Annotated in this window: 20 protein-coding genes; 14 read left to right on the forward strand and 6 right to left on the reverse strand. The window is 59.7% G+C overall.

All coding sequences use genetic code 11. The features are described 5' to 3' along the window. Positions 1 to 11: 11 nt before the first annotated feature. The 3 genes from H8S56_RS22225 to H8S56_RS22235 all read right to left on the reverse strand — a co-directional run bounded on the left by H8S56_RS22225 (position 12) and on the right by H8S56_RS22235 (position 1,486). The gene (locus tag H8S56_RS22225) at positions 12 to 299 is read right to left on the reverse strand and encodes a PA4642 family protein (RefSeq protein WP_187519814.1); all 288 of its coding nucleotides are present in this window, start codon (positions 297 to 299) and stop codon (positions 12 to 14) included. Between the two features lie 65 nt (positions 300 to 364). Further along, positions 365 to 859, reverse strand: a complete 495-nt coding sequence (locus H8S56_RS22230; protein WP_187519815.1) for a hypothetical protein — start codon at positions 857 to 859, stop codon at positions 365 to 367. Positions 860 to 928: 69 nt separating this feature from the next. Further along, positions 929 to 1,486, reverse strand: coding sequence for a hypoxanthine-guanine phosphoribosyltransferase (locus H8S56_RS22235; RefSeq protein WP_002552171.1), 558 nt, complete (start codon positions 1,484 to 1,486; stop codon positions 929 to 931). Positions 1,487 to 1,698: 212 nt separating this feature from the next. Between H8S56_RS22235 and upp the strand changes: the two genes are divergently transcribed. After that, entirely contained in the window at positions 1,699 to 2,337 is a 639-nt protein-coding gene (upp, locus tag H8S56_RS22240; protein WP_024686033.1) for a uracil phosphoribosyltransferase, read from the forward strand. Between the two features lie 4 nt (positions 2,338 to 2,341). Further along, complete coding sequence (locus tag H8S56_RS22245) at positions 2,342 to 3,619, forward strand: uracil-xanthine permease family protein (protein ID WP_024686034.1); 1,278 nt, start codon at positions 2,342 to 2,344, stop codon at positions 3,617 to 3,619. 81 nt (positions 3,620 to 3,700) lie between these two features. Here H8S56_RS22245 and hemH read toward each other — a convergent pair whose 3' ends face one another. Together hemH and H8S56_RS22255 are read right to left on the reverse strand one after the other, a co-directional pair. Beyond that, positions 3,701 to 4,723 (reverse strand): ferrochelatase, encoded by a 1,023-nt coding sequence (hemH, locus tag H8S56_RS22250; protein ID WP_024686035.1) that lies wholly within the window; start codon positions 4,721 to 4,723, stop codon positions 3,701 to 3,703. A 23-nt stretch (positions 4,724 to 4,746) separates the two neighbouring features. After that, positions 4,747 to 5,649 carry a TIGR01777 family oxidoreductase gene (locus H8S56_RS22255; RefSeq protein WP_024686036.1) on the reverse strand — a complete coding sequence of 301 codons (903 nt, stop codon included), beginning with the start codon at positions 5,647 to 5,649 and terminating at the stop codon, positions 4,747 to 4,749. Between the two features lie 299 nt (positions 5,650 to 5,948). Between H8S56_RS22255 and H8S56_RS22260 the strand changes: the two genes are divergently transcribed. The 12 genes from H8S56_RS22260 to H8S56_RS22315 all read left to right on the forward strand — a co-directional run bounded on the left by H8S56_RS22260 (position 5,949) and on the right by H8S56_RS22315 (position 16,058). Further along, positions 5,949 to 6,935, forward strand: coding sequence for an NAD(P)/FAD-dependent oxidoreductase (locus H8S56_RS22260; RefSeq protein ID WP_187519816.1), 987 nt, complete (start codon positions 5,949 to 5,951; stop codon positions 6,933 to 6,935). Then, complete coding sequence (locus H8S56_RS22265) at positions 6,932 to 7,147, forward strand: TIGR02450 family Trp-rich protein (RefSeq protein WP_024686038.1); 216 nt, start codon at positions 6,932 to 6,934, stop codon at positions 7,145 to 7,147. Before H8S56_RS22260 ends, H8S56_RS22265 begins: the two co-directional genes overlap by 4 nt. 252 nt (positions 7,148 to 7,399) lie before the next feature. After that, positions 7,400 to 8,362: a YbgA family protein gene (locus H8S56_RS22270; RefSeq protein WP_024686039.1), complete on the forward strand. Its 963-nt coding sequence runs from the start codon at positions 7,400 to 7,402 to the stop codon at positions 8,360 to 8,362. 2 nt (positions 8,363 to 8,364) lie between these two features. Then, complete coding sequence (locus H8S56_RS22275; protein WP_408003841.1) at positions 8,365 to 9,267, forward strand: MerR family transcriptional regulator; 903 nt, start codon at positions 8,365 to 8,367, stop codon at positions 9,265 to 9,267. A 9-nt stretch (positions 9,268 to 9,276) separates the two neighbouring features. Further along, the gene (gene phrB, locus H8S56_RS22280) at positions 9,277 to 10,725 is read left to right on the forward strand and encodes a deoxyribodipyrimidine photo-lyase (protein WP_024686041.1); all 1,449 of its coding nucleotides are present in this window, start codon (positions 9,277 to 9,279) and stop codon (positions 10,723 to 10,725) included. Then, positions 10,718 to 11,143: a nuclear transport factor 2 family protein gene (locus H8S56_RS22285; RefSeq protein WP_024695394.1), complete on the forward strand. Its 426-nt coding sequence runs from the start codon at positions 10,718 to 10,720 to the stop codon at positions 11,141 to 11,143. Before phrB ends, H8S56_RS22285 begins: the two co-directional genes overlap by 8 nt. Beyond that, positions 11,140 to 11,937, forward strand: coding sequence for an SDR family NAD(P)-dependent oxidoreductase (locus tag H8S56_RS22290; protein ID WP_024686043.1), 798 nt, complete (start codon positions 11,140 to 11,142; stop codon positions 11,935 to 11,937). The genes H8S56_RS22285 and H8S56_RS22290 overlap by 4 nt, the downstream gene beginning before the upstream one ends. Further along, complete coding sequence (locus H8S56_RS22295) at positions 11,934 to 13,181, forward strand: NAD(P)/FAD-dependent oxidoreductase (protein ID WP_187519818.1); 1,248 nt, start codon at positions 11,934 to 11,936, stop codon at positions 13,179 to 13,181. The genes H8S56_RS22290 and H8S56_RS22295 overlap by 4 nt, the downstream gene beginning before the upstream one ends. Further along, the gene (locus tag H8S56_RS22300; RefSeq protein WP_187519819.1) at positions 13,178 to 13,978 is read left to right on the forward strand and encodes a DUF1365 domain-containing protein; all 801 of its coding nucleotides are present in this window, start codon (positions 13,178 to 13,180) and stop codon (positions 13,976 to 13,978) included. Before H8S56_RS22295 ends, H8S56_RS22300 begins: the two co-directional genes overlap by 4 nt. Continuing rightward, positions 13,965 to 15,233 carry an SAM-dependent methyltransferase gene (locus H8S56_RS22305; protein ID WP_024695391.1) on the forward strand — a complete coding sequence of 423 codons (1,269 nt, stop codon included), beginning with the start codon at positions 13,965 to 13,967 and terminating at the stop codon, positions 15,231 to 15,233. The genes H8S56_RS22300 and H8S56_RS22305 overlap by 14 nt, the downstream gene beginning before the upstream one ends. Then, the gene (locus H8S56_RS22310; RefSeq protein ID WP_187519820.1) at positions 15,226 to 15,747 is read left to right on the forward strand and encodes a DUF2878 domain-containing protein; all 522 of its coding nucleotides are present in this window, start codon (positions 15,226 to 15,228) and stop codon (positions 15,745 to 15,747) included. The genes H8S56_RS22305 and H8S56_RS22310 overlap by 8 nt, the downstream gene beginning before the upstream one ends. Before the next feature lie 8 nt (positions 15,748 to 15,755). Next, a complete protein-coding gene (locus H8S56_RS22315) occupies positions 15,756 to 16,058 on the forward strand; it encodes a YkgJ family cysteine cluster protein (protein ID WP_235986847.1) in 303 nt (100 codons plus the stop codon). Between the two features lie 115 nt (positions 16,059 to 16,173). Here H8S56_RS22315 and H8S56_RS22320 read toward each other — a convergent pair whose 3' ends face one another. Next, entirely contained in the window at positions 16,174 to 16,692 is a 519-nt protein-coding gene (locus H8S56_RS22320; protein ID WP_024686049.1) for an acyloxyacyl hydrolase, read from the reverse strand. Positions 16,693 to 16,764 lie beyond the last annotated feature (72 nt).

The following is a 16,764-nucleotide window of genomic DNA, read 5'->3' on the forward strand; positions in this document are numbered from 1 at the left end:
AGCGTGATGCTTCAGCCGCGCGCCTGTTCGATCAGCTCGATGTACTCTTCGGCATTACGCTGATCCTTGATCAGGGCGATGAAGTCGTTGCCGTGCTCGTCCTTGCCGTCGAAGTCATGACCGGCCTCTTTGAAGAACACCAGAAAGCGCTCGAAGTCGTTGATGCGCAGGCCGCGATAGGCCTTGATCAGCTTGTGCAGCGATGGCGAGGTGGCGTCGTGGGGTTCGAAGTTCAGGAACAGTTTGATCTGCTCATCACCGATCTCATCGCCAATCAACTGTTTCTTGTCTTTACGCATTGCGGGCTCCACCTGTCGCAGACACTTTCACGGGCGGGCAGTTTACCCTTGCGTGAGCGTGCGGCTCAACGCGCGCGTGCAGGCGTGGTGTGCAGGTCGGCCCAGATATGACCGTTGGCGTAGCTGAGAAACTGGCAATACACCTTTTCGTTGCGCAGCAGGTCCACCAGCACGCGGTATTGAGACAGCGGGTAGTAGAGCGTCAGCGTGCGCGAAGGCTCGTCATAGGCGGGCTTCTTCAGGCTCTTGCTGTCGCCGGCATCGAAGTGCACCAGAACCTGCGAGATGGACGCGCCCTTGTTCAACGACTTGCCCTTCAGGCGCAGCAGCAACGGCGACGTGACCGGGATAGGCTGCTGACTCGATGTGCGCTGGTTTCCGGCAACGATCGTGAACTCGGTGACCCGCATCAACTGTTGATGTTCAGGCTCTGCGGCACGCAGACCCTGCTCGTCAGGCGGCAGGTATTGCTCGTGCATGGGACTGGCTGACACCGGTGCAACGGCGGTCAGACCCGACAACAACGCCAGCGCAATGGCGCCTGGAAACACTAGCTTCATGCAGAATAGTCCCTGAGCGATGCGCTGAAGCGCTGCCTCGGCGTAGGCGGAGGCAGCGCTCAGACAGGTTTACATGCCTTTGACGGCGTAGATACCGGCAGCATTGCGCCAGTAGCCTTTGTAGTCCATACCGAAACCAAAGATGTAACGGTCGATGCACGGCAAACCTACGTAATCGGCTTTAAGGTCCGGGCGGGCCTTGCGGTCGTGGTCCTTGTCGATCAGCACGGCAGTGTGTACGGCGCGTGCACCGGCGTGTTTGCAGAAATCGATGATCGCGCCCAGCGTGTGGCCTTCATCGAGAATGTCATCGATGATCAGCACGTCGCGGTCGATAAACGAGACTTCCGGCTTGGCTTTCCAGAACAGATCACCGCCGGTGGTTTCGTTGCGATAGCGCGTCGCGTGCAGGTAAGACGCTTCCAGCGGGAAATTCAGGTGGGTCAACAGCTTGCCGGAAAAGATCAGGCCGCCGTTCATGACGCAAAACACAACCGGGTTGCGTTCCGCCAGTTCGGCATTGATCTGCGCGCCGACACGAGCGATGGCAGCATCGACTTCGGCTTCTGTGTACAGGCAGTCAGCCTCGCGCATGATTTGACGGATATGCTCGAGATCAGCAGACATGAAGCGCTCTCCAGGTGGGGCAGTGTGAGAAAAGCGGGCAAAGGTACGCATCCGTTCGACTCAGGGCAAGCGATTCTGGACTAACGTTGCGAGTGTCTTCTAAAAGCCGCGGACGTCCAAGCCGAAGAACAATACTGCACACATCGTAAGACAGTGTCTGCTGAATAGATTAATCTAGGCCGTTTTTTTTGCCCCCGCTGGAGCCTTTCCTTATGCCCATTCGTGAGATCCGTCATCCGCTGATCCGCCACAAGCTCGGCCTGATGCGCCGCGCAGACATCAGCACCAAGAATTTCCGTGAGCTGGCCCAGGAAGTGGGCGCTCTGCTTACTTATGAAGCCACTGCCGACCTGACCCTTGAAAACTATGACATCGAGGGCTGGGCCGGAACCGTGTCGGTCGAGAAGATTGCCGGCAAGAAAATCACTGTCGTGCCGATCCTGCGCGCCGGTATCGGCATGCTCGACGGCGTGCTCAGCCTGATTCCAGGTGCCAAGGTCAGTGCCGTGGGCGTTGCCCGCAACGAAGAAACCCTGCAGGCCCATACCTACCTTGAAAAGCTGGTGCCGGAAATCGACGAGCGCCTGGCGATGATCATCGATCCGATGCTGGCGACCGGCAGTTCCATGGTTGCGACCATTGATCTGCTCAAGAAAGCCGGTTGCAAGGAAATCCGTGCCATGGTGCTGGTTGCAGCCCCCGAAGGCATCGCCGCCGTGGAAAAAGCACACCCCGACGTGATGATCTACACCGCCTCCATCGACGAGCGCCTCAACGAGCACGGCTATATCATTCCGGGCCTGGGCGATGCCGGTGACAAGATTTTCGGCACCAAACAGAAGGACGCATAACCCGATGACGCAGCAGGAGTTCAACGATCCACTGTGGCGTACGGTTCTATCCGGTGCGCAAATGCTGTTCGTGGCTTTTGGCGCGCTGGTCTTGATGCCGCTGATCACCGGACTCGATCCCAACGTCGCACTGTTCACCGCCGGTCTGGGCACGTTGTTGTTCCAGATCGTGACCGGCCGCCAGGTGCCTGTGTTCCTGGCATCGAGCTTTGCCTTCATCACCCCGATCATCCTCGCCAAGGGCCAGTTCGGCCTGGCCGCGACCATGGGCGGTGTAATGGCTGCAGGCTTCGTCTACACCTTCCTCGGCCTGGCCGTGAAGATCAAAGGCACCGGCTTCATCGACCGCCTGCTGCCGCCGGTGGTGATTGGTCCGGTGATCATCTCCATCGGTCTGGCCATGGCACCGATTGCCGCCAACATGGCGATGGGTAAATCCGGTGATGGTGCCGAGCTGATTCATTACCAGACCGCGATGCTGATTTCGATGCCCGCCCTGCTGACCACGCTGATCGTGGCGGTGTTCGGCAAGGGCATCTTCAGGCTGGTGCCGATCATCTCCGGGGTACTGGTCGGCTTTGCGCTGTCGTTCTACTTCGGCGTGGTCGACACAGCGAAGATTGCCGCCGCTCCCTGGCTGGCGATCCCGCACTTCACCGCGCCGGAATTCAACTGGCAGGCGATTCTGTTTATCGTGCCCGTTGCGCTGGCTCCGGCTATCGAGCACATCGGTGGCGTGATCGCGGTCGGCAGTGTCACCGGTCGTGACTACCTGAAAAAGCCAGGCCTGCACCGCACGCTGTTCGGTGACGGCATTGCCACCACCGCAGCCGGTCTGTTCGGCGGTCCGCCCAACACCACGTATGCCGAAGTGACAGGCGCGGTGATGCTGACCAAGAACTACAACCCGAAAATCATGACCTGGGCGTCGATCTTCGCGATCACCCTGGCGTTCATCGGCAAGTTCGGCGCACTGCTGCAAAGCATTCCAGTGCCGGTGATGGGCGGCATTCTGTGTCTGCTGTTCGGTTCGATTGCGGCGGTGGGCATGAACACCCTGATTCGCCACAAGATCGACCTCTCGGAGGCGCGCAATCTGGTGATCGTCTCAGTGACCCTGGTGTTCGGTATCGGTGGGGTGTTGATCGGCACTGGCAACGGCCCGGATGACTTCGGCCTCAAGGGCATCGCCCTGTGCGCCGTGACCGCGATCGTGCTGAACCTGATCCTTCCGGGCAATGACAGCTGGAAGAACAAGCACGTGGATGATCAGTTGCCGTAACGCCTTAAGCTGACTGGTCCTGCCCATGCACCGCATGGGCAGGTAGCCCGGGACGCTCTGCGTCTCTTACGGCCGAGCCCTTCACAACATCAGCGGAGCACGCTCGCAGAGTTTGTTCAATTCCTTCGCCCAGTTCGGGTCGTCGTTCAGGCACGGCACCAGCACCAACTCCTCGCCGCCCGCCTCCTTGAACTGTTCGGCACCCCGGTCGCCAATCTCTTCCAGGGTCTCGATGCAATCGGCAACAAACGCCGGGCACATGACCAGCAGCTTCTTTACGCCCTGCGCCGCGAGTTCCTCAAGGCGTGCTTCGGTATAGGGTTCAATCCACTTGGCGCGCCCCAGACGCGACTGGAACGATACCGACCACTTCCCGTCGGGGATACCCATTCGCTTGGCAAACGCCGCAGCCGATTGCAGGCATTGGGCGCGGTAGCAGGTGGCGAGCACTTCTGCGGGCGCGGTCATGCAGCAGTCTTCCTTGATGCAGTGCTTACCCGTCGGGTCGAGCTTGTGCAAATGACGTTCGGGCAGACCGTGGAAACTCAGCAGCAAGTGGTCGTGCGGCTGCTCCAGATGCGGGCGCACGTTTTCCACCAGGGCACTGAGGTATTCAGGCTGATCGAAGAACGGCTGCAGCAGCGAGAACTGCATCTTCAGCGATTTGGCGCGCACGACGCGCTTGGCTTCTTCAATCACCGTAGTGACCGTGCTGTCGGCGAACTGGGGATACAGCGGCGCCAGTGTAACCTTCTTGAAACCCTGCTCCGCGAGGCGCGTCAGTTGGGTCTCGATGGAAGGTTCTCCATAGCGCATCGCCAGCTCAACCGGCCCGTGGCTCCACTCTTTCTTCATGGCCTGTTGCAGACGCTTGCTCAGCACCACCAGCGGCGACCCCTCGTCCCACCAGATCGATGCGTAAGCGTGCGCGGACTGCTCAGGGCGCTTGATCAGAATCAACGACACCAGCAGCCTGCGCACCGGCCACGGCAGGTCGATGACGTAGGGATCCATCAGGAACTGATTGAGGTAACTGCGCACATCTGCCACCTGGGTGGAAGCAGGCGAACCCAGGTTGACCAGCAACAACGCGTGATCGGTCATGCAACATCCTAATTCAATGGCTTTCAGTGTCGACCCAGCAAATCCTGCAGGGCGGTTTTCAGATCGGTAAAGCGAAACGTGAAACCGGCTTGCTGCAGACGCTCGGGCCGGGCTCGCTGCCCACCCAACAACAACACCGACAATTCGCCCAGCAGCACTTTGAGCGCCAGCGCAGGCATTGGCATGAAGGCGGGCCGATGAAGAATGCCGGCGAGCGTCTTGGCAAAGTCGCGGTTACGCACCGGCGTCGGCGCACAAAGATTATAAGGACCGCGCGCATCGTCCAGCGTCAACAGAAAATCAATCGCCGCGATTTGGTCCTGAACGTGAATCCAGGGCATCCACTGCCGGCCGTTACCGATGGGGCCGCCCATGCCGAACTTGAAGGGCGGCAACAGTTTTTGCAAAAAACCGCCACGATCGGACAACACCAGACCGGTGCGTATCACCACCACGCGCACACCCAGTGCTTCACCACGCTGCGCGGTCTCTTCCCAGGCACCACACAACTGGCTGGCGAAATCTTCCTTGGTGGGGTGGGACGTTTCGTCCAGCTCACGCTCGCCGCTGTCGCCATACCAGCCCACAGCAGAACCGGAGATCATCAGCGCAGGCTTATGCGTCTGTCGACCCATCCAGGCCAGCAACTGCTCGGTCAGGCCGATACGGCTGTCCCACAGCATCAAGCGACGCTTGCGGGTCCAGGGCCGGTCAGCGATGGGCGCACCCGCCAGGTTGACGACGGCATCGATCGGCTGATCGCCAAGCTCGTCGAGGCGAGCGACGCCCTTCACCGAGGGACCGCACAGCTGAGGGACGTCAGCAGGCTTTCGGCTCCAGACGGTCAACTGATGGCCTTGGGCAGACCAGTGCCTGCAGAGCGCTCGTCCTATCAGACCAGTACCGCCGGTCAGCAATATGTGCATGGCAGGTTACCTCGCGTGGCGTTCGTGGCAATTGAGTAGTCTATTTTTTACGGGTGACGCTTATCCAGACAATGAGACTGTTGACTGAACAATAGGCCACACCTGAACGGATTGGAGCTTTACTGCCCCGCCGGGGTGGTTGGCCCATTGTCGATCGGTACAGACTGAACGTCTTCGACCTTCAAGGTTGCAGAGTGACTCACCTCAAAATCGAGAACCACTGCAAGTTATACCAGACAAGAAGATTGTACAGGTTTTAACTACGGCGTAGTCTGTGCAGACAAGGTAACGAGGCCCCTATGACTGTCCCTATCGCAATCATCGGTACCGGTATCGCCGGACTTTCAGCAGCCCAGGCGCTCACGGATGCCGGGCATCAGGTGCACCTGTTCGACAAAAGCCGCGGCAGCGGCGGTCGGATGTCCAGCAAACGCAGCGATGCAGGTTCGCTGGACATGGGTGCGCAATACTTCACCGCTCGCGACCGGCGCTTTGCGACCGCGGTCAAACAGTGGCAGGCCCAAGGCCATGTCGCCGAGTGGACCCCTTCTCTCTACAACTTCCAGAACGGCAAGCTCAGCCCATCGCCCGACGAGCAGGTGCGCTGGGTTGGCAAACCGGGCATGAGCGCCATCACGCGCGCCATGCGCGGTGATATGCCCGTGTCGTTCTCATGCCGCATCACTGAAGTATTTCGGGGTGAGCAGCACTGGAATCTGCTCGACGCCGAGGGCGAGAGCCACGGGCCATTCAGCCACGTCATCATTGCAACGCCAGCGCCTCAGGCCACGCCATTACTGGCTGCCGCTCCCAAGCTCGCGGGCGTGGTGGCCGGCGTGAAGATGGACCCGACCTGGGCCGTTGCGCTGGCCTTCAGCACACCGCTGCAAACGCCTATGCAAGGCTGTTTCGTACAGGACAGCCCGGTCGACTGGCTGGCACGCAATCGCAGCAAGCCCGAACGCGACGACACACTGGACACCTGGATTCTGCATGCCACCAGCAACTGGAGCAGACAACATCTGGACATGTCCAAAGAAGCCGTTATCGAGCACCTGCAAGGCGCATTTGCGGAAATGATCGACTGCACCATGCCGGAACCGGTGTTCACCCTCGCCCACCGCTGGCTGTATGCGCGACCGGCAGGCTCGCACGAATGGGGCGCACTGTCGGATGCCGATCTGGGGATTTATGTCTGCGGCGACTGGTGCCTGTCAGGCCGGGTCGAAGGCGCCTGGCTCAGCGGACAGGAAGCGGCACGCCGCCTAATGGCAAACGCACAATGAATCAGATCAACCCGCGTAAACTGCTGCTGTCGAAATGGACAGCAGCCACCCCCGTCAACCGTGAAAAGCACTTTCTGGTCACCGAGCTGTTCAAGGATGAAGAAGGCACGGTGCTGGAGATCGAACTGCAGGCAGTACTGACCCAACGCAGCGAGCGCCTGCCGTGGCAAGTACTGCAGGCAGACGATGTGTGGCGAATGGGCTGGAAATAAAGCGGCCGTCAGGCCGCAAAAATGACAGCCAGGCACGTGGAATGCGGCTTGCCAGTAATGGCGTAAGGCCGGTCAGTGACCGGGGGCCTGACGATGGCTTCGCCGGCAAGCCGCTTCCCACGGCCAGTAATCACTGTCTCGCCGCTCACCCAAATCCTCTACAAACAATTTGACTTGTATAGCTAGGCACCTATGATGAGGGCAAGTTGTACAGAGCATTCTGTCTGTACAAGTCTTTTGTAGAGGTCGTTGATGTCCACGCCCGTAATCGAAAAGCCCAAGCTGGGGATCAGTGCCTGCCTGATGGGCGCCGAAGTTCGCTTCAATGGCGGCCACAAGGAGTCTCACCTGTGCACACGTGCGCTGAGTGAATACTTCGATTTCGTCCAGGCCTGTCCCGAAGTCGCCATTGGCATGGGCATTCCCCGCGAACCGATCCGATTGGTCGGCGACGCTGAAAACCCGCGCGCCCTCGGCACGGTCAATCGCGAGCTGGACGTCACCGAAGCGCTGGCCGACTACGGCGCGCAGATGGCCGGTGAACTGGGCGATATCTGCGGCTATATCTTCATGCAGAAATCCCCATCGTGCGGACTCGAGCGGGTCAAGGTCTACCGTGAAAACGGCGCGCCGGTCGATGGGGGCGGCAGCGGAATCTATGCCAAGGCCTTCTGCGAGCGTCACCCCAACCTGCCGGTGGAAGAAGACGGCCGCCTGAACGACGCCGTGCTGCGCGAGAACTTCGTGACTCGCGTGTTCGCCTACTTCGCCTGGCAACAGCTATTAAAGGAAGGCGTCACGCGACGCGCGCTGACTGAGTTCCACTCGCGCTACAAGTATCAGCTCATGGCCAACGACCCGGTGCAGTACAAGGCACTGGGCAAGATGCTGGGGAGCATGGGCCGCAGTGATCCGAATGAAATCGCCCCGCAGTATTTCAGCGACTTGATGACCGCGCTCAAGAAGTGCGCGACGCGTCGCACCCATACCAATGTGCTTCAACACCTGGCCGGTTATCTCAAACAGACCATCAGCGCCGAAGACAAGCAGGAAATACAGCAGCTCATCGCTCAATACCATCAAGGCATCGTGCCTTTGATCGTGCCGCTGACCCTGCTCAAGCACCACTTTCGCCAACACCCGGATCCGTATGTGGCGCTGCAGGTATACATGCAGCCCCATCCGGAAAACCTCAGCCTGCGCAATGCGATTTGAACATGAATGAACTGGATAAGGATGCGCCGGACGACTGGCTGCCGATCCGCGAGGTGGCACGCCAGACTGGCGTCAATGCTGTGACACTGCGGGCCTGGGAGCGGCGTTACGGCCTGATTGTCCCGCACCGCACTGCCAAGGGACATCGCCTGTATTCGCAGGAACACGTCCAGCGCGTGATGATGATCCTTACCTGGCTCAACCGTGGCGTGTCCGTCAGTCAGGTCAAGGCGTTGATCGATGATGATCGGCAGGATGCACCCAGTCCATCCAGCGACTGGGATGCGTTGCGCCAGATGCTGCTGGTCGCCATAGGCGAACTGGCAGAGCGCCGGGTGGACGATGTGTTCAATCAGGCGATGTCGCTTTATCCGCCGCGCACCTTGTGCGAACAGCTCCTGATGCCGCTGCTGGCAGAGCTGGAACAACGCTGGCAGGGCAAGTTCGGTGCACAACTGGAGCGCACCTTCTTCTATTCCTGGCTGCGCAGCAAGTTTGGCGCACGCATCTACCATAACAACCGCCAGCTCAGCGGCAAGCCGGTATTGCTGGTCAACCAGTCCGACCTGCCGCTCGAACCTCATCTGTGGCTAACGGCCTGGCTGGTCAGCAGCGCCGACTGTCCGGTGGAGGTGTTCGACTGGCCATTGCCCGTGGGTGAACTGGCGCTGGCGGCCGAATACCTGCAGCCGCGCGGTATCGTGCTGTATTCCAGCAAAGCCCTGAATACTGCCCAGTTGCCCAGGCTGCTGGCCAACATCACCTGCCCCGTCGTTCTGGGTGGACCAACGGTGAAGATCCATAATGCCGAGCTGCTCGTAAGTGCAAACGAGGTTGCAGGTCTGACCCTCGTCGACGACCCGCTCAGTGCTCAGATTGAGCTCAACAGGCTCGGCCTCATCTAAGGACTCAACATGCAACTGCTTTGGCTGCGCAGCGACCTGCGCGTTCACGACAACACGGCCTTGCGCGCCGCCATGGAGCGGGGCCCGACGCTGGCGGTCTACCTGCTCAGCCCGGCCCAGTGGCAGAGCCATGACGACGCGGACTGCAAGGTGGATTTCTGGCTGCGTAATCTGGTGGAGCTGGAGAAGGCGCTGGGTAAGCTCAATGTGCCATTGCTGATACGAGACGCCGACACCTGGGACGAGGCACCTGAGGTGCTGTCGAAACTGTGTGCACAGTTCAAGATTGAAGCCGTCCACACGAATCAGGAATACGGCATCAACGAGACCCGCCGCGATGAGGCGGTGCAGAAACAGCTGGAAGACGATGGCGTCCATTTCCACAGCTATCTGGATCAACTGCTGTTCAAGCCCGGCAGTGTTCTGACCAAGACCGGCAACTACTTTCAGGTCTTCAGCCAGTTCAAGAAAGTCTGCTACTCGCGGCTGCACGAAGCCACACCGAGCACAGTACGCACGCCCACACCTCAGGACCCGATGTCGACCCGAAGCGATCCGGTCCCGGACAAGGTCAAGGGTTTTGCCACGCCATCACAAACGCTGCGCGACCTGTGGCCTGCCGGCGAGAACGAGGCGCATCGGCGTCTTGCCGTGTTCACCGACGATCAGATCCATTATTACAAAAGCGAACGCGACCTCCCGGCCAGGCCTGGCACCAGTCAGTTGTCTGCTTATCTGGCAGCGGGCGTGGTGTCGCCGCGCCAATGCCTGCACGCAGCCCTGACCAGCAATCATGGCGAATTCGAGACCGGTAACGAAGGCAGCGTGACCTGGATCAATGAACTGCTGTGGCGAGAGTTTTATAAACACACCCTCGTCGGCTTCCCACGTGTTTCACGCCACCGCGCATTCCGCCCGGAAACCGAAGCGCTGAAATGGCGCCATGCGCCCGACGAACTGCTGGCCTGGCAAGAAGCACGCACCGGTTTGCCGATCATTGATGCAGCCATGCGTCAGTTGCTGGAAACCGGCTGGATGCACAACCGACTACGGATGGTCGTTGCAATGTTCCTCACCAAGAATCTGCTGATCGACTGGCGGGAAGGCGAGCGCTTTTTCATGCGCCACCTGATAGACGGCGACCTGGCCGCCAACAACGGCGGCTGGCAATGGAGTTCGTCAACCGGTACGGATTCAGTGCCTTACTTCCGCATCTTCAACCCGCTGTCACAGTCGGAGCGATTCGACCCTGAAGGCGTGTTCATCAAGCGCTGGCTGCCGGAACTGACCGACCTGAACAAGAAGCAGGTCCACAACCCGGCCTCCGTCGGCGGTCTGTTCGGCGTGGCCAACTATCCGGCTCCGATCGTTGACCTGGGTAAAAGCCGCGCCCGCGCCCTGGCGGCCTTCAAGGCCCTTCCCAGCCGTCAATCTGCGACGGAGCAAGCCGATGTCTGATTTCCTGCATCGGTTCGCTGAACGCTTCGCGGCGCTGAACAAGGATAACCTTGACCAGCTTGGCGAGCTTTACAGCCAGGACGCTTCCTTCCGCGACCCGCTGCACGAGATTCAGGGCCTTGCGGCGCTACGACATTATTTCGACGAGCTGTATGCCAACGTAAGCGACCTGCGTTTCGATTTTCACACGTTTGACGAAGTCAGGTCTGGCGAAGGCTATCTGACCTGGACCATGCACTACTCACACCCGCGCCTGGCCAATGGCAGCAGCATCCACGTCGACGGCTGCTCGCACTTGCAGTGGCGCGACGACAAGGTTTATCGGCATCGGGACTACTTCGACGCAGGGGCACTGCTCTACGAGCATTTGCCTATCATGGGTCGGGTGATCAATTGGCTCAAGAAGAGGTTGGCATGAACACTCCTGTCGCACGACGTATCTGGCTGACCGGTGCAAGCAGCGGCATTGGCTTTGCGCTCGCCGTGGAACTGCTCAAGGCGGGCCATCGCGTGGCACTGACCGCCCGAACGCTGGAGCCGTTGCAGGATCTGGCTCGTCAGTACCCCACCCAAGTGCTGCTGGCGACAGGTGACCTCACCGACGGCCTGCAAGTGACGTCCATCGCTGCGCTTATCGCGCAGGAATGGGGCGCGCTGGACACGGCGATCCTCAATGCCGGCACTTGTGAATACATCGATACACAACATTTCGAAGCGGCCATGGTCGAGCGTGTGGTGCGCACCAATCTGCTGGCCAGCAGCTTCTGCATTCAGGAAGCCCTGCCGCTGCTGCGCAAGGGACGCAGTCCGCACCTGGTCGGTGTTGCCAGCGCCGTCACCTTTCTGGCCTTGCCTCGCGCCGAAGCGTACGGCGCGTCGAAGGCCGGCCTGCGCTATCTGTTCGAAGCACTGCGGCTGGATCTGGCCAGTGAAAACATCGACGTGACCGTGATCAGCCCAGGATTTGTCGACACACCGCTGACCGCAAAAAATGATTTTCCGATGCCCATGCGCTGGCCGGTCGCCAAGGCCGCCAGTTATATCGCCAAGCATCTGGCCAAGGACAAACGCCCGCTGGATATCGCCTTCCCCGCCGTCTTCATTTTCAGCATGCGGCTACTGGCAATGCTGCCCGCGCGCGCGCGACTCGCGATTGGCAAGCGCATGGCACGTTCGTCAGCTCAGGAAGCGGCGAATAAGGACATGCCATGAAAATTGCCGTGATCGGCAGCGGTATTGCCGGATTGACCAGCGCCTACCTGCTCAATCGGTCGCATGATGTGACCGTATTCGAGTCGTCCGACTGGATTGGCGGGCATACGCACACAGTCGATGTACAAATCGATGGGCGTCATCACGCCATCGATACCGGATTCATCGTGTTCAACGACTGGACTTACCCGAACTTCATCCGCCTGCTCAGCCAGCTGGGTGTTGCATTCAAACCGACCGAGATGAGTTTCTCGGTCCACGACCCGCGTACCGGCGTCGAGTACAACGGCAACAACCTCAACAGCCTGTTCGCACAACGCAGCAATCTGTTGTCGCCCAGGTTCTGGGGCATGTTGCGCGACATCCTGCGCTTCAATCGCCAGTCCATTGAGGATCTGGAAAACCAGCGTATCGCGGCCGACACCACGCTGGGTGATTACCTGAAGAATGGCGGCTATGGCCAGCGCTTCATCGACCATTACATCGTGCCGATGGGTGCGGCGATCTGGTCCATGTCGCTGGCGGACATGCTGGGTTTTCCACTGCAGTTCTTTGTGCGCTTCTTCAAGAATCATGGCCTGCTGTCCGTCACGAACCGGCCACAGTGGTGCGTGATCGACGGCGGCTCCAGAAGCTACATCGAGCCCTTGACGGCCTCGTTCCGCCAGAAGATTCGCCTGTCCTGCCCGGTCACGCGGGTCGAGCGCGATGAAGACGGCGTCACACTGCACAGCGCCATGGGCACCGAGCGCTTCGACAAAGTCGTTTTCGCCTGCCACAGCGACCAGGCCCTTGCACTGCTGGCCGAACCGTCGAGTGCCGAGCAATCTGTACTCGGGGCCTTGCGCTACGCGGAAAACGACGTGGTGCTGCACACCGACACCCGTCTGTTGCCGGACCGTCGCCTGGCCTGGGCCAGCTGGAACTACCGACTGGGCGGTGGCGAGCAGCAAATGGCCGCCGTCACCTACGACATGAACATTCTGCAGGGCATTGAAAGCGACACCACATTCTGCGTCAGCCTGAACCAGACCGCTGCCATTGCCCCGGACAAAATCATCGGCCGTTATCGCTACGCACATCCGCAATACAGCCTTGAGGCGATTGCCGCGCAGGCGCGCTGGCAGGAGATCAACGGTGTCGATCACACCTGGTATTGCGGTGCATACTGGGCCAATGGTTTCCATGAAGATGGCGTGGTCAGCGGCTTGCGCGTGGCGCAAGCATTCGGGGAAGCGCTGTGAACAGCGCGCTCTACAGCGGCTGGATCTCCCATCGGAGGTTTGCCCCCCGAGCGCATGCGTTCACCTATCGGATAGGCTTGCTGTATCTGGACCTGGACGAGCAGGACAACGTGCTCGGCCTGTCGCCCCTGGCGGGCAGCGGGCGCTTCGCGCCGTTCTCGTTCCGTGATCGCGATTATCTGCCGGAACTGACGGGGCAAGGTCTGCCCCTGATCGAGGCGGTACGCGAGCGGGTGAACAGCGCGCTGGGGCGCACACCCACGGGCCGTGTCTGTCTGCTGACCCAGGCGCGCAGCTGGGGCCTGTCGTTCAACCCGGTGAGTTTCTTCTACTGCCATGAGGCGGACGGCACGCTGGCCGCCATCCTGTGTGAAGTGACCAACACGCCGTGGGGTGAGCGCTACAGCTACGTATTGCCTGCCAATGGCGACGGGCACCAGTATTTCGCCGTGGCGAAGGCCTTTCATGTTTCACCGTTTTTGCCCCGCGACCTGGAATACCGTATGAGTTTCAGCCAGCCCGCCGAGCGCATCGGCGTGCACATGGCCGACTGGCAGGGCGATCTGAAAATGTTCGACGCCACGCTCAACCTGACGCGCCAGAGCCTGAGCCGTCAGACGCTGCATCGTTACCTGATCTCGTTTCCCTGGATGACCGCTAAAACCTGTCTGGCGATTTATTGGCAGGCCATGCGCCTGCTCGCCAAACGTATTCCGATTTTTTCCCATCAGGCCGCCGACGGCGAGTACCGTGCTGCCGCCGCGCAACCCAAGGATTCACGCCATGAAAAGCAGTAGCAGCAGTTTTTCTGCCAATCTGGGTACCAACAGCCTGACCGCCAGCATCCTGCGTCGAGGCGTGCTTCGACAACTCTCAGGCTTGCGCAACGGTCAACTGGTCGTCATCGAGAGAGGCGAGCGCCATGTGTTCGGCAAGACAGGCGCATTGATTCAGGGTGAAGTGCATGTCCTGGATTCCTCCGCCTGGGGCATGATCGCCAGCACCGGTTCGATTGGTGCCGCCGAAGCCTTCATCCACGGCTACTGGACCACACCCGACCTGACGGCGGTGGTCCGGATTTTCGTCAGTAACCTGGATGTTCTGGACGCCATGGAAGGTGGTTTTGCGCGCCTGACACGCCCGGTGATTCATGGCCTGCACTGGCTCAATCGCAACACGCGCAAGGGCTCACAGAAAAACATCGCGGCCCATTACGATCTGGGCAACACGCTGTTCGAGCAATTTCTCGACCCGACAATGATGTATTCCTCTGCACAGTTTCTGAGCGAAAACGACACCCTGGAACAGGCCCAGTTGAACAAACTGGAACGTATCTGTCAGAAGCTGGCGCTCAAGCCAACCGATCACCTGCTGGAAATCGGCACAGGCTGGGGCAGCATGGCCATCTATGCGGCGCAGCATTATGGCTGCCGGGTCACCACCACTACGCTGTCGGCCGAGCAGTTCGCGTACACCGAGCAACGCCTGAACGAGCTGGGCCTGAAGGATCGAGTCACCCTTCTGCTGAAGGATTACCGTGACCTGACCGGCGAATACGACAAGCTGGTGTCCATCGAAATGATCGAAGCCGTGGGCCATCGTTTCTTGCCCACCTATTTCAAGCAATGCGCCAGCCTGCTCAAAAGCGACGGACTGATGCTGCTGCAGGCCATCACCATTCGCGAGCAGCGTTACGCGCAGGCCAAGCGCAACGTGGACTTCATCCAGCGCTACATCTTTCCCGGCGGCGCGCTGCCGTCGGTGGCAAAGATGCTCGACATCGTCGGCTCCGACACCGACATGAACCTGCTGCACATGGAAGACTTCGGCCTGCACTACGCTCGCACGCTGCGCCTGTGGTACGACAATTTCAGGCACGCACACGTCAAGCTGACCGAGCTGGGCTACGACGAGTACTTCCTGCGGTTGTGGGAGTTCTACCTCTGCTACTGCGAAGGCGGCTTCCTGGAGCGCACCATCGGCACCGCACAATTGCTGCTGGCCAAACCCGAAGCCCTGCGTGAGCCGCTGCTCGGACGCTTCAATGCTTAAGTCCCTGGCTAATGCGCTGCTGTTCCAGGCAGGCTGGTTTGCCTGCGTGCTGGGCAGCGACAGTTACTGGCTGTTGATCGCCGTCGGTGTGCTGCTTGTTCACTTCATCTGGATCAGTTCATGGGCTGCCGAAGGCAGACTGGTGCTGATGGTTACGCTGACGGGTACGGTACTGGACAGCGTGCTGATGGCCCTTGGCGTCTTTGATTTCGGGACCGGCGGTCATCTCATACCGCTGTGGCTGATCATGCTGTGGGCGGTTCTGGGCACCACGCTCAATCATTGCCTGGCGTGGACGGCAGTTCCGTGGTGGCGGGCGGCCGTTCTGGGCGCTATCGGCGGCCCGATGTCTTACTATGCCGGTTCGCAACTGGCGCAAGTCCATCTTCCTCTCGGGTTCTGGCCGAGCATGGTCATACTGGGGCTGGTCTGGGCAGGTATCTTCCCCCTGCTTCAGTGGCTGGCAGCACGAACCGCTGCGTCTCGCGCCAAACACTCTGGAGCGTCTCTCTGAACGATACATTGATTCCGGTCGTCGCCGTTGCTAGCGAGACGCAAGTCACCTGTTCCACCTGCGCGGCGTGCTGCTGCCAGTTGGAGGTGATGCTGATCACCGACACGGGCGTGCCTGAGCGCTACATCGATATCGATGAATGGGGTGGCGAAGTCATGCTGCGTCTGGACGACGGCTGGTGCGCAGCGCTGGATCGCAACACGATGATGTGTACGATCTACGAGAAGCGACCCTTGATCTGTCGGGAGTTCGAGGAGGGTGCGGAAGATTGTCTGAACGAGCGCAAGGGGATTGCGACGGCTTATCTTTGATGCTCAGACATAACGTGCTGAATGGTCGCGATTCCACGGTCTGGTGTTTCTGACGAGACAACAGACCCTGTCCGATGCATGCCAACGCGAAGCATTGGCACGATCAATTCTGAAATCAGAACGGCATCTTGTAGTGCAGTGCGTAGCTCTCGATACCATCGTTCGGCTGTTTGATGCCGCCGTTGGAATAGTGAGTCGCACGAATACCCACTTCATGACCGCCCGCAAAGCGCAGACCGAAGCCAATACGGTCTTCGAAGTTGAAGGCCGAGCCGAACTTGTGGTCTTCAACCTGAGTGTTCGAGAACACCGAAACGCCGATACCTGCCTCGACATACGGCTTCACGCTGTCGCCTGCGAACTCGTACACCAGCACCGGGGAGAAGGACAGACTGTGGTTGTCCTTGTAATCCTTACCGTCCCAGTACGTGTAAGCGCCGTCCCAGTAGCCGGTCAGACGACCGATATCGCTCTGCAACCAGCTTTTGTCCCAATCGAACTGCACGCCGAGACGATACGTCATGGTCGATTCGCCGGTTTGCCCCACCGAGAATTCAACACCATCGGCCTGTGCCATTGAAGCCTGCCCCGCCAGGATGGCCGAGAACACGGCCAGGCAAAAGAGTCTCTTCATGAGAAACGTCCTAAATTGTATAAAGTTATGAAAAGTGTCGAAAATCATCAGCCGCGTTTATAGAAATCAAAA

It is taken from the genome of Pseudomonas triticifolii (assembly GCF_014358015.1).
Lineage (GTDB): Bacteria > Pseudomonadota > Gammaproteobacteria > Pseudomonadales > Pseudomonadaceae > Aquipseudomonas > Aquipseudomonas triticifolii.